At 71.3% G+C, this 15,653-nt stretch carries 10 protein-coding genes; 6 read left to right on the top strand and 4 right to left on the bottom strand.

Translation table 11 applies throughout. The features are described from left to right. Window positions 1-16: 16 nt before the first annotated feature. Both PV343_RS36355 and PV343_RS36350 read right to left on the bottom strand, forming a co-directional pair. A complete protein-coding gene (locus tag PV343_RS36355; protein ID WP_319151308.1) occupies window positions 17-1,225 on the bottom strand; it encodes a winged helix-turn-helix domain-containing protein in 1,209 nt (402 codons plus the stop codon). Window positions 1,226-1,301: 76 nt separating this feature from the next. Continuing rightward, window positions 1,302-1,871 (bottom strand): GNAT family N-acetyltransferase, encoded by a 570-nt coding sequence (locus PV343_RS36350; RefSeq protein ID WP_319151307.1) that lies wholly within the window; start codon window positions 1,869-1,871, stop codon window positions 1,302-1,304. 249 nt (window positions 1,872-2,120) lie between these two features. Between PV343_RS36350 and secA the strand changes: the two genes are divergently transcribed. After that, window positions 2,121-4,928 carry a preprotein translocase subunit SecA gene (gene secA / locus PV343_RS36345; protein ID WP_319151306.1) on the top strand — a complete coding sequence of 936 codons (2,808 nt, stop codon included), beginning with the start codon at window positions 2,121-2,123 and terminating at the stop codon, window positions 4,926-4,928. A gap of 409 nt (window positions 4,929-5,337) precedes the next feature. On the opposite strand, the gene PV343_RS36340 is transcribed toward secA, so the two are convergent. Next, complete coding sequence (locus PV343_RS36340) at window positions 5,338-5,829, bottom strand: Rv3235 family protein (RefSeq protein ID WP_319151305.1); 492 nt, start codon at window positions 5,827-5,829, stop codon at window positions 5,338-5,340. 289 nt (window positions 5,830-6,118) lie between these two features. Here PV343_RS36340 and PV343_RS36335 point away from each other — a divergent pair, with 289 nt between their 5' ends. Together PV343_RS36335 and PV343_RS36330 are read left to right on the top strand one after the other, a co-directional pair. Further along, window positions 6,119-6,631, top strand: a complete 513-nt coding sequence (locus tag PV343_RS36335; RefSeq protein ID WP_319151304.1) for a DUF6912 family protein — start codon at window positions 6,119-6,121, stop codon at window positions 6,629-6,631. A 48-nt stretch (window positions 6,632-6,679) separates the two neighbouring features. After that, on the top strand, window positions 6,680-7,348 hold the full coding sequence (locus PV343_RS36330) for an HAD family hydrolase (RefSeq protein WP_319151303.1): 669 nt from the start codon (window positions 6,680-6,682) through the stop codon (window positions 7,346-7,348). Window positions 7,349-7,369: 21 nt separating this feature from the next. On the opposite strand, the gene PV343_RS36325 is transcribed toward PV343_RS36330, so the two are convergent. Beyond that, the gene (locus tag PV343_RS36325) at window positions 7,370-7,936 is read right to left on the bottom strand and encodes a DJ-1/PfpI family protein (RefSeq protein ID WP_319151302.1); all 567 of its coding nucleotides are present in this window, start codon (window positions 7,934-7,936) and stop codon (window positions 7,370-7,372) included. A gap of 642 nt (window positions 7,937-8,578) precedes the next feature. Between PV343_RS36325 and PV343_RS36320 the strand changes: the two genes are divergently transcribed. From PV343_RS36320 to PV343_RS36310, 3 genes are all read left to right on the top strand, one after another. Next, a complete protein-coding gene (locus PV343_RS36320) occupies window positions 8,579-13,516 on the top strand; it encodes an NAD-glutamate dehydrogenase (protein WP_319151301.1) in 4,938 nt (1,645 codons plus the stop codon). A 142-nt stretch (window positions 13,517-13,658) separates the two neighbouring features. Then, complete coding sequence (locus PV343_RS36315; RefSeq protein WP_319151300.1) at window positions 13,659-14,138, top strand: GtrA family protein; 480 nt, start codon at window positions 13,659-13,661, stop codon at window positions 14,136-14,138. Next, window positions 14,119-15,594, top strand: coding sequence for a hypothetical protein (locus PV343_RS36310; RefSeq protein WP_319151299.1), 1,476 nt, complete (start codon window positions 14,119-14,121; stop codon window positions 15,592-15,594). The genes PV343_RS36315 and PV343_RS36310 overlap by 20 nt, the downstream gene beginning before the upstream one ends. The last annotated feature ends 59 nt before the right edge of the window (window positions 15,595-15,653 follow it).

The following is a 15,653-nucleotide window of genomic DNA, read 5'->3' as shown; positions in this document are numbered from 1 at the left end:
CCCCGGATCCGGCGATCTAACCGACCAGGGCGGCCAGTTCCCGGGTGAGGGGCTCGCGCAGTTCGGGCGCGTCCACCCGCTCCACGCGGACGTCCACGCAGTCGACCCAGGTCGCCGCCTCGGCCAGGGCCTGCGCCACGGCCGGGACCGCCTTCGGGCCGTCCAGGCTGATCTGCCGGGCCACCAGCGTCCGGCCCTCGCGGGCCGGGTCGACCCGGCCGACCAGCCGGCCGCCGGCCAGGACCGGCATCGCGAAGTAGCCGTGGATGCGCTTGGGCTTGGGGACGTACGCCTCCAGGCGGTGGGTGAAGCCGAAGACGCGCTCCGTGCGCGCCCGCTCCCAGATCAGCGAGTCGAACGGGGACAGCAGGGTCGTGCGGTGGCGGCCGCGCGGCGGCGCGGCGAGGGCCGCCGGGTCCGCCCAGGCCGGCTTGGCCCAGCCCTCCACCTCGACCGGGACCAGACCCGAGTCGGCGATCACCGCGTCGACCTGCTCGGCCTTGAGCCGGTGGTAGTCGGCGATGTCCGCGCGTGTACCGACGCCGAGGGCCTCACCGGCCAGCCGGACCAGACGGCGCACGCACTCGGTGTCGTCCAGGTCGTCGTGCAGCAGCGCCTCCGGGATGGCGCGCTCGGCGAGGTCGTACACCCGCTTCCAGCCGCGGCGCTCGACGCACACCACCTCGCCGTACATCAGCGCGCGCTCCACGGCGACCTTGGTGCCCGACCAGTCCCACCATTCGCTGGTCTTCTTCGCGCCGCCCAGCTCCGTGGCCGTCAGCGGGCCCTCCGCGCGCAGCTGCTTGACGACCTGGTCGTACACACCGTCGGGGAGCTGATGGTTCCAGTGCGGGCGGCCTCGGTAGGCGCGGCGGCGGAACGCGAAGTGGGGCCACTCCTCGACCGGGAGGATGCACGCCGCGTGCGACCAGTACTCGAAGGCGTGGGGCCGGGCCGGAGCGTCGCCGGCGGAACCGGCACCCGCACCCCAGTACGCGGCCTCGACCGTCTTGCGGCCGACCGCGCCGAGCCGGGCGTAGGCGACCAGCTCGTGGGAGCGGGCCAGGACCGAGATGGTGTCCAGCTGGACCGCGCCGAGGTGGCGGAGCACCCCGCGGACACCGGCGCGCCGGTCGGGCGCACCGAGGAAGCCCTGGGCCCGCAGGGCGACACGCCGGGCGTCGTTCGCGGTGAGCGTGGTGGTGGGGCGCGGAAGGGTCGTCATGCGTCGGACGATAGAGGGTGCCACTGACACACCCTGACCGGCCTGCGGTTCCGTCCCGGCGGCCGGGCGCGGACGGTCAGGCCCGGGCGGGCAGGTACGGCGCCGTCGACGCGAGGCCGAGGTCCGACGGGAGGAGGGAGCCCACCCAGCAGTCCCGGCGGACGCCCTTGTTGTTGACGGCCGAGCGCAGGGTGCCCTCGACGGTGAAACCGGCGCGCTCCGCCACCGCGCGGGAAGCGTGGTTGCCGACCTCGGCGCGCCATTCGACGCGGTCGACGCCGACCTCGGTGAAGATCCACCGGCAGGCGGTGAGCACGGCCTCGGTGACGTAGCCGCGCCCGCGGTGTTCCTTGACCGACCAGAAGCCGACCTCGGCCACGCCGAGCGCGCGCATCGTCAGGCCGAGCATCCCGGTCAGCGTTCCGCCCGCCGTGAACACGCCGAAGGTGAACATCGAGCCGTCGGACCAGCCGTCGGGGACCATCTGCTCCGTGAAGCCCCGGGCGTGCTCGGGCAGGTACGGGGAGGGGATGGTGGTCCAGCGCTGGATGTCCGGGTCCTGGGCGGCCTCGTACACCGCGGCGGTGTCGTCCGGACCGACGGTGCGCAGGACGAGACGGTCGGTGGTCAGCGTCACGGGTTCCATCGGCCGATTCTGTTCGGGGGACCCCCGCCACGCCAGTGTTTTCGCGGTGTGTGAGCGGGCCGTCACAATTCGCGCAATTCCTCGCACGGGGCGGCACCATCCGCCGCTCCCGGCCGTTGGAACGTGTGAAGCAGCCGTCGGGCCGCCAGGCCTCCCGGCGCGGCCGGGTCCTCGCATACGATGGCCGTTGCTCAGTACGTCAAGGAAAACCGACCGTCCCAGGCCCGACCGGCAAGGAGACCAGCCCCCGTGTCCGTCCTCTCGAAGATCATGCGTGCAGGCGAAGGCAAGATCCTGCGCAAGCTGCACCGCATCGCGGACCAGGTCAACTCCATCGAAGAGGACTTCGTCGACCTCTCCGACGCCGAGCTGCGTGCCCTCACGGAGGAGTACAAGCAGCGCTACGCCGACGGCGAGAGCCTGGACGACCTGCTCCCCGAGGCGTTCGCCACCGTCCGCGAGGCCGCCAAGCGCGTCCTCGGCCAGCGGCACTACGACGTGCAGCTCATGGGTGGCGCCGCCCTGCACCTCGGCTACGTGGCCGAGATGAAGACCGGTGAGGGCAAGACCCTCGTCGGCACGCTGCCCGCGTACCTGAACGCCCTCTCCGGAGACGGCGTCCACCTCATCACGGTCAACGACTACCTGGCCGAGCGCGACTCCGAAATGATGGGCCGCGTCCACAAGTTCCTGGGCCTCGAGGTCGGCTGCATCCTGGCCAACATGACGCCGGCCCAGCGCCGCGAGCAGTACGCGTGCGACATCACCTACGGCACGAACAACGAGTTCGGCTTCGACTACCTGCGCGACAACATGGCGTGGTCGCAGGACGAGCTGGTCCAGCGCGGCCACAACTTCGCCATCGTCGACGAGGTCGACTCCATCCTCGTCGACGAGGCCCGTACGCCGCTGATCATCTCCGGCCCGGCCGACCAGGCCACCAAGTGGTACGGCGACTTCGCCAAGCTGGTCACCCGCCTGAAGAAGGGCGAGGCGGGCAACCCCCTCAAGGGCATGGAGGAGACCGGCGACTACGACGTCGACGAGAAGAAGCGCACCGTCGCCATCCACGAGTCGGGTGTCAGCAAGGTCGAGGACTGGCTGGGCATCGACAACCTCTACGAGTCGGTGAACACCCCGCTCGTGGGCTACCTGAACAACGCCATCAAGGCCAAGGAACTCTTCAAGAAGGACAAGGACTACGTCGTCATCGACGGCGAAGTCATGATCGTCGACGAGCACACCGGCCGTATCCTCGCCGGCCGCCGCTACAACGAGGGCATGCACCAGGCGATCGAGGCGAAGGAGGGGGTGGACATCAAGGACGAGAACCAGACGCTCGCCACGATCACCCTGCAGAACTTCTTCCGCCTCTACAAGAAGCTCTCCGGCATGACCGGTACGGCCATGACCGAGGCCGCCGAGTTCCACCAGATCTACAAGCTCGGCGTGGTCCCGATCCCGACCAACAAGCCGATGGTCCGCAAGGACCAGTCGGACCTGATCTACCGCACCGAGGTGGCCAAGTTCGAGGCGGTCGTCGACGACATCGCCGAGAAGCACGAGAAGGGCCAGCCGATCCTCGTCGGCACGACGTCCGTCGAGAAGTCGGAGTATCTCTCCCAGCAGCTCAGCAAGCGCGGCATCCAGCACGAGGTGCTGAACGCCAAGCACCACGAGCGTGAGGCGTCGATCGTCGCCCAGGCCGGCCGCAAGGGCGCCGTGACGGTGGCCACCAACATGGCCGGCCGTGGTACCGACATCAAGCTCGGCGGCAACCCCGAGGACCTCGCCGAGGCGGAGCTGCGCCAGCGCGGCCTCGACCCCGAGGAGCACATCGAGGAGTGGGCGCACGCCCTGCCCGCCGCAATGGAGAAGGCCGAGCAGGCGGTCAAGGCCGAGAAGGAAGAGGTCGAGGACCTCGGCGGTCTGTACGTGCTGGGCACCGAGCGGCACGAGTCGCGCCGGATCGACAACCAGCTGCGCGGTCGTTCCGGCCGCCAGGGCGACCCGGGCGAGTCCCGCTTCTACCTGTCCCTCGGCGACGACCTGATGCGCCTGTTCAAGGCCCAGATGGTCGAGCGCGTGATGTCGATGGCGAACGTGCCGGACGACGTGCCGATCGAGAACAGGATGGTCACCAAGGCGATCGCGTCCGCGCAGTCGCAGGTCGAGCAGCAGAACTTCGAGACGCGCAAGAACGTCCTGAAGTACGACGAGGTGCTCAACCGGCAGCGCGAGGTCATCTACGGCGAGCGCCGGCGCGTCCTGGAGGGCGAGGACCTGCAGGAGCAGATCCAGCACTTCATGGACGACACCATCGACGCGTACATCGGCGCGGAGACCGCCGAGGGCTTCCCCGAGGACTGGGACCTGGACCGGCTGTGGGGTGCCTTCCGGCAGCTCTACCCGGTGAAGGTCACCATCGAGGAGCTGGAGGAGGCGGCCGGTGACCGGGCCGGTCTGACCGCCGAGTTCATCTCCGAGTCCATCAAGGACGACATCCACGAGCAGTACGCGTCGCGCGAGACGCAGCTCGGCTCCGAGATCATGCGTGAGCTGGAGCGCCGGGTCGTGCTGTCGGTCCTCGACCGCAAGTGGCGTGAGCACCTCTACGAGATGGACTACCTCCAGGAGGGCATCGGCCTGCGCGCGATGGCGCAGAAGGACCCGCTGGTCGAGTACCAGCGCGAGGGCTTCGACATGTTCACCGCCATGATGGAGGGCATCAAGGAGGAGTCCGTCGGCTACCTGTTCAACCTGGAGGTCCAGGTCGAGCAGCAGGTCGAGGAGGTCCCGGTCGAGGACCTCGCGCTCCCCGAGGGCGTCCAGGACACCGTGCCGGCCCAGGCGGGCGCGCGTCCGGAGATCCGCGCCAAGGGCCTGGACGTTCCGCAGCGCCGGGACCTGCACTTCTCCGCGCCCACCGTCGACGGTGAGGGCGGCATCGTGGAGCGCGACCTGGAGGACGACGAGCCGGTGCGCTCCGAGTCGGACGGGCTGACCCGCGCCGAGCGTCGCAAGCAGGCCAAGGGCGGCCGGCGCCGCAAGAAGTGACCTGCGGCCACTGAGCCCCAGCCACTGACCCGCGGCCACCGAGCCATGGGCCGAAGGGCCGGACCCCTCACGGGGGCCCGGCCCTTCGCCGTGCTTGCGAACCTCTTGCCGCGTCGGCGGATCCTGCGGCGGACCCGCGGGCCCTTCGCGGCGCTCGCGGGCCCCTTCGCCGTGTCTGCCGGCCTTCGCCGTGCCTGCGGTCCTTCGCCCCGCCTGCAAACCCCTCGCCGCGCCTAGGGACCCCTCGCCGCGCCTAGGGACCCCTCGCCGTGCCGGCGGATCCTGCGGCGGACCCGCGGGCCCTTCGCCGCGCCTGTGGACGCCTCGCCGCGCCGGCGAATCCTGCGCCGGGTCGGCGGCGGCTCCGTGTGCGGCAGCAGGCCGGTACGGGTCAGAAGGCCCGTGCGGGTCAGTCGGGTCGGTCCTCGGGGGTGCGGGGCGTCCTCGGACCCAGCTCGATCGCCGTGCAGCGCCAGCGGTGGTCCGGGCCCTGTTCCAGCCGGAAGGCCATGGCGCGGAGCCGGCCGCCGGCGGCGATACGGGCGAAGACCTCGAGGGCGCCGACGCGGGGCACGAACCAGCCGAGGTCGTGGACGACGGGGCGGGTGCCGCGGGTGCGCAGGGGGCCGCGCTCGGCGAGGCGCGCGAGGTCGTCGTAGGCGCGGCCGGCGGTGTGCCGGAGCATCCAGTGGACGGGGCGCTGACCGCTGAGGACGGCCAGCAGGCGGTCGGCGAAGAGGTCGGTGGGGCGTGGCCGCGCCGGGGCCGTCTCCGGCGCCGTACGGGCACCTCCACGGACCGGGTTGCGGGGTGGCGCTCCGCCCGGGCGGCGGGAGTCCTGGCGGGTCGGCGGCCGGTGCCGCGGGCGGGACTGCGCGGCGCGGCTCATGACCTTGTTCATGGGGGTCCCCGTTCGGCGGGCCCGGTCGTACCGGGCGGTAACTCGCTGGTGGGGATCTTGTACGGGGGCCGGTGGGGGCCCCGCAAGGAAGCCGGAGCGGGTGGCGAGGGCCCGGAGAGGTTCACTTATCCGAGTGATGGTGGCCACCGGAAAGCCCGTGGGAGCGGGGTGGCAGCGGGTGAAGTGAGCACCGGCGGGTGGACGCCGCGGAGGGGGTGGGCGGGAACCCGAAAGGGGACGGCCGCACGTATCCTGAAGGCCCGTCGGCGACCAGGAAAGAGCGGCAGCCATGCGCGTCTACGTCCCCCTGACCCTCCCCGGTCTCGCCGAGGCGCACAAGACGGGTGAGCTGGGGACGGGGCCCCTCGTGGCGTACGCCGTCACCCCCGCGCTGCGCGAGTGGTACCTCTCGGACGACGTGGAGGAGCTGGAGTACGCGGCGCTCAGCCGGGCCGCGCTGGCCTCGCTGCGGCTGCTGGCGGGCGATCCGGACGCGGTACGGCGCCGGGTCGTGGTCGCCGTCGACGTGCCCGACGGTGTCGCCGAGGCCGGTCCGGACCGCGGTTCCGACCCGTCCGCGCTCGGCGAGGTGACGGTGACCGGTGCGGTGCGGCTGGCCAAGGCGGCGGCGGTGCACGTCGACGCCGACGACGCGGAGCGGGACGTGGCCGCCGCGGCCGGGGCGCTGGAGGCCGCCGAGGGCGGTGACGACGACGCGCAGTTCCTCGTCGACGAGGCCGACGACCACGAGCTGCTGTGGTTCGCCACCCAGGAGATCCCCAACCTGGTGGACGGCGTCTAGGAGCCCGGGCGGCGGTGACCGTCAGTGCGGGCGGGTACGGTCTCTGGCATGGGGATGCACGCAAGCGCGCACATCGTCTGGGACTGGAACGGCACCCTCTTCCACGACAATGACGCGATCATCGGGGCGACGAACGCGGCCTTCGCCGAGCTGGGCCTGGAGCCGATCACGCTGGAGCAGTACCGGACGCTGTACTGCGTGCCGGTGCCGAAGTTCTACGAGCGGCTGCTGGGCCGGCTGCCCACGGACGCCGAGTGGGAGCTGATGGACGGCGTCTTCCACCGGTACTACACGGAGCACCGGGTGCGCTGCGGGCTGACCGACGGCGCCGCCGAGCTGCTGGCCGGGTGGCGCTCGGCGGGGCACAGCCAGTCGCTGCTGAGCATGTACGGGCACGAGGACCTGGTGCCGCTGGTACGCGGTTTCGGGATCGAGGCGCACTTCATACGCGTCGACGGGCGTACGGGCCCGTCGGGGGGCAGCAAGGCCGAGCACATGGTGCGCCACCTGGAGGCGCTCACGGGAGCCGTGGAGCTCGCGCGCACGGTGGTGATCGGGGACGCGGCGGACGACGCGGTGGCCGCCCGGCACGTGGGGGCGCGCGCCGTGCTCTACACCGGAGGGTCGCACAGCCGGGCCAGCCTGGAGTCGATCGGTGTGCCGGTGGTGGACACGCTGGCGGAGGCGGTGGCCGAGGCACGCCGCCTGGCGGCCTAACCCCCGGCGGGGCGCCGCCGTTCAGGTCGCCGGGGTCTTCGCCCGAAGCACCGTGAGGAACTCGCGCATCCAGGCGGGATGGTCCGGCCAGGCGCGGGCCGAGACGAGGGTGCCGTCGACCACCGCCTCGCTGTCCTCGAAGTGCGCTCCGGCGGACTGCATGTCCAGTTCCAGCGCCGGGTAGGCGGTGACGCGGCGGCCGCGGAGGCTGTCGACCGCCGCGGTGAGCAGCGGGCCGTGGCAGATCTGGGCGACCGGCTTGTCCGCGTCGAAGAACGCCTTGGTGATCTTGCGCAGTTCGGGGTCGTTGCGCAGGTACTCGGGGGCCCGGCCGCCGGGAATGACCAGGGCCGCGTACTGACCGGGGTCGACCTCGGCGAAGGAGAGGTCGGCGGGCCAGGTGTAGCCGGGCTTCTCGGTATAGGTGTCGTAGCCGGGCTCGAAGTCGTGGACGACGAAGCGGAGCGTCTTGCGGGTGGGGGCGGCGATGTCGACGTCGTAGCCTTCCTCGCGCAGCCGCTGGTAGGGGTAGAGGACTTCCAGGGACTCCGCTGCGTCGCCGGTGACGATGAGGATCTTCGCGGGCATGTCGGCTCCTCCGGGGCGGCACTGTCCCCTCCGCGGGGGACGGGCACTGTTCAGGGCAACGTGCCTCGGCGGGGCGCGCTTGCCAAGAGGGCCCGTTGCTTTCAGGGTGCGTCCCTCGGCGCCGCCGCGCGACCGGATGCGGCCACCGGACGGGCGCACGGCACCGGAGCGGCACGGGGCGTCCGACCGGTTACGTCACGCGCCCCGGCGCCGCTGCTGTGCAGAACGTCAAACTTCGGCCCCCTCTTTTGTACACATACGGCTCATGACGGGTCCGGGGTGAGGAGCGATAGCCTTGTGGCGTGATCAGCGCGATAGCTCGCGGGGGCGATGCTGCCCCTGCCCCGCGCCCGGGTTGCACGGAACACCTCCGTGACCGGGCGGCGGTCGCTGGTCTTCGCGGGCGGGAAGGGGGCGCGGAAGCCCCCAGGACGCCGATGCCGGCCCCGGACAGGACGGTGCCGAGAGCAGCGTCACATCCGACGGACGGGCCGAGAATGGCCGAATACACCCCGCTCGTCTCACCTCGCGGCATAGCGTCGGATCGGACCGGACACCCCGGGCCGTGGCGTCGAGCCGGAGGGGAAGAGACCGTTTTTCCTTCTACGTCACGCAACGGCGCGCGACAGGAGCCAGAGGACAATGCAGACCAAGCTGGACGAAGCCAAGGCCGAGCTGCTCGAACGGGCCGCCCGGGTAGCTGAGAACAGCCCGGTCGGGGGGCACCTACCGACCGGGACGACGGGCGAGGGTACGGCCGGCACTCCCGACAGCGAATCCGTGCTCGCGTTCCTCCAGCGCTACTACCTGCACACCGCACCCGAGGACCTGGCCGACCGCGACCCGGTCGACGTCTTCAGCGCCGCGGTCTCGCACCATCGGCTGGCCGAGATGCGACCGCAGGGCACCGCGAACGTGCGGGTGCACACCCCGAGCGTGGAAGAGAACGGGTGGACCTGCAGCCACACCGTGGTGGAGGTCGTCACCGACGACATGCCCTTCCTCGTCGACTCGGTCACCAACGAGCTGACCCGGCAGGGCCGCGGCATCCACGTCGTGATCCACCCCCAGTTCGTGGTCCGGCGCGACGTCACCGGCAAGCTCGTCGAGGTGCTGGCGACCCCGCCCGCCGGCGACCTGCCGCACGACGCGCACATCGAGTCCTGGATCCACGTCGAGATCGACCGTGAGACCGACCGCGCCGACCTGAAGCAGATCACCGCCGACCTGCTGCGCGTCCTGTCCGACGTCCGCGAGGCCGTCGAGGACTGGGAGAAGATGCGGGACGCGGCGGCCCGGATCGCCGACGGCCTCGGCGACGAGCCGGTGCCGGGCGACCTGCCCGCCCCCGAGGTCGAGGAGGCCCGCGAGCTGCTGCGCTGGCTGGCCACCGACCACTTCACCTTCCTCGGCTACCGCGAGTACCAGCTGCGCGACGACGACACGCTCGCCGCCGTCCCCGGCACCGGTCTGGGCATACTGCGCTCGGACCCGCAGCACGCCGAGGACGACCAGCACCCGGTCAGCCCGTCCTTCGAGCGGCTGCCCGCCGACGCCCGCGCCAAGGCCCGCGAGCACAAGCTGCTCGTGCTGACCAAGGCCAACAGCCGGGCCACCGTGCACCGGCCGTCGTACCTGGACTACATCGGCGTCAAGAAGTTCGACGCGGACGGCAACGTCGTCGGTGAGCGCCGCTTCCTCGGCCTGTTCTCCTCGGCCGCCTACACCGAGTCCGTGCGCCGCGTCCCGGTCATCCGCCGCAAGGTCGAAGAGGTCCTTGACCTCGCCGGGTTCTCGCCCAACAGCCACGACGGCCGCGACCTGCTCCAGATCCTGGAGACCTACCCGCGCGACGAGCTGTTCCAGACCCCGCCGGCCGAGCTGCAGGCCATCGCGACCAGCGTCCTGTACCTGCAGGAGCGCCGCCGGCTGCGGCTCTACCTGCGCCAGGACGAGTACGGCCGCTACTACTCGGCCCTCGTCTACCTGCCGCGCGACCGCTACACGACCGGCGTGCGCCTGAGGATCATCGACATCCTGAAGGAGGAGCTCGGCGGCATCAGCGTCGACTTCACCGCCTGGAACACCGAGTCGATCCTGTCCCGGCTGCACTTCGTCGTCCGGGTACCGCCGGGCACCGAGCTGCCCGAGCTGTCGGACGCCGACAAGGAGCGCATCGAGTCGCGCCTGGTCGAGGCCGCCCGCTCCTGGGCGGACGCGTTCGCCGAGGCGCTGACCGCCGAGGTCGGCGAGGAGCGCGCCGCCGAGGTGCTGCGCCGCTACAACAACGCCTTCCCCGAGGGCTACAAGGCCGACCACTCCCCGCGTGCCGCCGTCGCCGACCTCGTCCACCTGGAGCAGCTCAGCGAGGACAAGGCGTTCTCGCTCAGCCTGTACGAGCCGGTCGGCGCCGCGCCCGAGGAGCGCCGCTTCAAGATCTACCAGAAGGGCGGCACGGTCTCCCTGTCGCACGTGCTGCCGGTGCTGAGCCGGCTGGGCGTCGAGGTCACCGACGAGCGGCCGTACGAGATGCGCTGCGCGGACCGGACGACCGCCTGGATCTACGACTTCGGCCTGCGCATGCCGAAGACGGCGGGCGCCGGCGGGGACCTGGGCGACGACGCGCGTGAACGGTTCCAGGAGGCGTTCGCCGCGACCTGGACCGGCAAGGCGGAGAACGACGGCTTCAACTCCCTCGTGCTGAGCGCCGGGCTGGACTGGCGGCAGGCGATGGTGCTGCGCGCGTACGCCAAGTACCTGCGGCAGGCCGGCTCCACCTTCAGCCAGGACTACATGGAGGACACCCTCCGCAACAACGTCCACACCACCCGGCTGCTCGTCTCGCTGTTCGAGGCGCGGATGTCGCCGGAGCGGCAGAAGGCCGGACTGGAGATCACCGACGCCCTGCTGGAGGAGCTGGACGCCGCTCTCGACCAGGTGGCGAGCCTGGACGAGGACCGCATCCTGCGCTCCTTCCTGACCGTCATCAAGGCCACCCTGCGCACGAACTTCTTCCAGGAGGCGCTCGGCGGCGCCCCGCACGACTACGTGTCGATGAAGTTCGACCCGCAGGCCATCCCGGACCTGCCCGCACCGCGCCCGGCGTACGAGATCTGGGTGTACTCGCCCCGGGTCGAGGGCGTCCACCTGCGTTTCGGCAAGGTCGCCCGAGGCGGTCTGCGCTGGTCCGACCGGCGCGAGGACTTCCGCACGGAGATCCTCGGCCTGGTCAAGGCGCAGATGGTGAAGAACACCGTCATCGTGCCGGTCGGCGCCAAGGGCGGCTTCGTCGCCAAGCAGCTGCCGGACCCGGCGGTCGACCGGGACGCGTGGCTGGCCGAGGGCATCGCCAGCTACAAGACGTTCATCTCGGCGCTGCTCGACATCACCGACAACATGGTGGCCGGCGAGGTCGTGCCGCCGCAGGACGTGGTGCGCCACGACGGCGAGGACACCTACCTGGTGGTCGCGGCCGACAAGGGCACCGCGACGTTCTCCGACATCGCCAACGGGGTCGCCGAGAAGTACAACTTCTGGCTCGGCGACGCCTTCGCCTCCGGCGGATCGGCCGGCTACGACCACAAGGGCATGGGCATCACCGCGCGCGGCGCCTGGGAGTCCGTGAAGCGGCACTTCCGCGAGCTGGGCGTGGACACGCAGACCGAGGACTTCACGGTCGTCGGCATCGGCGACATGTCCGGTGACGTGTTCGGCAACGGCATGCTGCTCTCCGAGCACATCCGCCTGGTCGCCGCCTTCGACCACCGGCACATCTTCATCGACCCGGTCCCGGACGCCGCGACCTCCTACGCGGAGCGCCGCCGCCTGTTCGAGCTGCCCCGCTCCAGCTGGGAGGACTACGACACCGCGCTGCTGTCGGCGGGCGGCGGGATCTTCCCCCGGACCGCCAAGGCGATCCCGCTGAACGCGCACATCCGGGAGGCCCTGGGCATCGAGGAGAAGATCTCCAAGATGACCCCGGCCGACCTGATGAAGGCGATCCTGCACGCGCCGGTCGACCTGCTGTGGAACGGCGGCATCGGCACCTACGTGAAGTCGTCGGCGGAGTCCAACGCCGACGTCGGCGACAAGGCCAACGACGCCATCCGCGTCGACGGCCAGGACCTGCGGGTCAGCGTCGTCGGCGAGGGCGGCAACCTGGGTCTGACCCAGCTCGGCCGCATCGAGTTCGCGATGCACGGCGGGAAGATCAACACCGACGCCATCGACAACAGCGCCGGTGTGGACACCTCCGACCACGAGGTGAACATCAAGATCCTGCTGAACGGTCTCGTCGCCGACGGCGACATGACCGTCAAGCAGCGCAACAAGGTGCTCGCCGAGATGACCGACGAGGTCGGCGCGCTGGTCCTGCGCAACAACTACGCGCAGAACGTGGCCCTCGCCAACGCCCTGTTCCAGGCCAAGGACATGCTCCACGCCCAGCAGCGGTTCATCCGCCACCTGGTGCGCGAGGGCCACCTGGACCGGGCGCTGGAGTTCCTGCCCACCGACCGCCAGATCCGCGAGCGCCTCGGCCACGGCCAGGGCCTGACGAGTCCGGAGACGGCCGTCGTGCTGGCGTACACGAAGATCACGGTGGCCGAGGAGCTGCTGCACACCTCGCTGCCGGACGACCCGTACCTGCGCACCCTGCTGCACGCCTACTTCCCGTCGGCGCTGCGCGAGCGGTTCGCCGACGCCATCGACAACCACCCGCTGCGCCGTGAGATCACCACGACCGTGCTGGTCAACGACACGGTCAACACGGGCGGTACGACGTACCTGCACCGGCTGCGCGAGGAGACCGGGGCCTCCCTGGAGGAGATCGTCCGGGCGCAGACCGTGGCCCGCACGATCTTCCGCTCGGCGCCGGTGTGGGACGCGGTCGAGGAGCTGGACAACAAGGTCGACGCGGCCGTCCAGACCCGGATCAGGCTGCACTCGCGCCGCCTGGTGGAGCGCGGCACCCGCTGGCTGCTGAACAACCGGCCGCAGCCGCTGCAGCTCGCCGAGACCATCGAGTTCTTCTCCGAGCGGGTCGAGCAGGTCTGGCAGCAGCTGCCGAAGCTGCTCAAGGGCGCGGACCTGGAGTGGTACCAGCACGTGTACGACGAGCTGTCCGCCGCCGGTGTCCCGGACGAGATCGCCACCCGCGTGGCCGGCTTCTCCTCCGCCTTCCCGGCGGTCGACATCGTCTCGGTGGCCGACCGCATGGGCAAGGAGCCGCTGGACGTCGCCGAGGTCTACTACGACCTCGCCGACCGCCTCGGCATCACCCAGCTCATGGACCGCATCATCGAGCTGCCCCGCGCCGACCGCTGGCAGTCCATGGCCCGCGCCTCCATCCGTGAGGACCTGTACGCGGCCCACGCGGCACTCACGGCGGACGTCCTGGCGGTCGGCAACGGCACCTCGACGCCCGAACAGCGGTTCACCGACTGGGAGCAGAAGAACGCGGCGATCCTGAGCCGGGCGCGCACCACCCTGGAGGAGATCCGCGGTTCGGACTCCTTCGACCTCGCCAACCTGTCGGTCGCGATGCGCACGATGCGGACGCTGCTGCGCACGCACTCGTAGCCGAACGACGCCGTGAGGCGACCAGGGCGCCCCGGGCCGGTCCAGGCCCGGGGCGCCCTCGTTCTTGCCGATTGCTAGCCGAAAACGTGCGGTGAATTTACCGTTTCCTGCTAATCGGGACGTTTCGGATAGGGTCTGCGCTGTGACTGTGAACCTCACCGAGACCCGCCCGCCGGCCGCGGCTCCCGCGCCGGCTCCGGCCCGCCCGGTCACGCGAGTCGTGCTGGAAGTCGTGAAATTCGGGGTCGTCGGCGGCAGCGGCGTCCTCGTCAATTTCCTGGTGTTCAACCTGCTGCTGCACGGCCTGCGTTGGCCCGCGATGACCGCGACGGTCCTGGCGAGCTGTATCGCCATGGCGACCAATTACGTGGGCTTCCGGTATTTCGCCTATCGCGACCGGGCCTCGCGCACCCGCCGTCAGATCGTCCTGTTCTTCGTCTTCAGCGGTCTCGGTGTGGTGATGGAAAGCGGACTGTTCTGGGTGGGATATCACGGGCTCGGGCTGCACGGCACGGTCGAGTCGAACGCGGTGAAGGCACTGTCGATCGTCCTCGCCTCCGCCTTCCGGTTCCTCGTCTACCGCACCTGGGTGTTCCAGCAGGATGCGCGCCACGCCGCCTAGCGGTGCGAGCGCCGGCCGGGTGCTGCCCCAGGCCGCCGCCGCGCTCGTCCTGCTCCTGATGGTCCTGGTGATCGTCCGCCTGCCCTGGGCGGGCGACCTCGGCATGCACGCGGCGACCGTGCAGAGGCTGCGGCACAGCCTGCTGCACCCCGGCAACCCGCTGGTCGCGGCGGACACACCGAGCCCGTACTACTCCCCCTGGATGCTGCTGCTGGGCGCTGTCGCCCGGGTGACCGGCCTGCCCGTCTTCGTCGTCCTGCGGATCGGGGCGCTCGCCGGTCTCGGCCTGCTGATCACCGGCGTGTGGCGGTACGTCCGCACGCTCAGCGCCCATCGCGCCGCCCCCGCCCTGGCGATCCTGTGCCTGCTGCTGCTGTGGGGGCCGCTGCTGTTCAACTGGAGCGGCTTCCTCGGCCTCAACTCGCTGGCGCTGACGGTGGCGTACCCCAGCGTGTGCGCGCTCGGCCTCTCCTTCCACCTCTGGGCCTGGCTCACCCGGGCGCTGCGCGGTGAGATCTCCTGGGGCGTGGCACTGGGGCTCGGCCTGCTGTGGGGACTGATCCTGCTCTGCCACCAGTTCACCGGGGTGGTGGCCTCGCTCGGCGTGCTCGCCACGGTGATCTCCGCGCGGCCGGACCGCGGGACGCTGCTGCGGCTGGGCGCCGGAGCGGCCCTGGGCGTGGCGCTGCTGTGGGTGTGGCCGTACTACGACTTCTTCGCCCTGTTCTCCGCGGGAGCGGACCTGGAGGCGATCCACCGGCCGCTCTACAGTCACCTCCTCCAGCGGTTCGGGCTGGTCCTGCTCGGGGTCGTGGCCCTGGGCCTGCGGCTGCGGCGGGACCGCCGGGACCCGCTGGCGCTGTTCTTCGCGCTCGGGGTGCTGGTGTTCGCCGCGGGCGGGCTGACCGGGCACTACTCCTGGGGGCGCGCCCTGCCGGCCGTGCTGATCCCCGCGCAGCTCGCGGCCGCGCTGGAGACCGTGTCGGCGGGCCGGCGCGCGGTCCGCGCGGCGTGGGCGGGCGTGCTGGCCGTCGCGCTGACGGTGGGCGCGTGGACACAGGTGGGGACGCTCGGCTACGTGGTCGGGCGCGACGCGCTGCCCGCCGCGGTCGCGGCGAAGTACCGGACGCCGTGGGTCGGCTACCACTGGATCACGCCCTGGGTGAAGTACGGGGACGTGGTCATGGCGCGCACGATGCCGTCCCGGCAGATCCCCGCGTACGGGCCGTACACCGTGGCCCCCGGGTACCCCGACGTGTTCCTGCCGGACGCGGCCAGGCGGGACGCGGCCGTGACGCACTACTTCGCCGCGGACACCCCGGCCGGCACCCGGCGGGCCATAGTGCGGGAGTACGGCGTGCGCTGGGTCGTGGGCGGCCGGGGCGCCGCCGAGCCGTGGCTGCGGCGGGTCGCCACCGGCCCTGGCGGACAGGTGCTGTACCGGGTGGAGCGCTGACGAAGACGCCTCAGGGGCGTGCGGGACGGCGTCGGCCGTCCCGCACGCCCCTGTTTTCG

This window comes from Streptomyces sp. WI03-4A (assembly GCF_033792105.1).
Taxonomy (GTDB): domain Bacteria; phylum Actinomycetota; class Actinomycetes; order Streptomycetales; family Streptomycetaceae; genus Streptomyces; species Streptomyces collinus_A.
The sequence above is the reverse complement of the archived record's forward strand: the minus strand, read 5'-3'. Positions and strand labels throughout refer to the sequence as shown.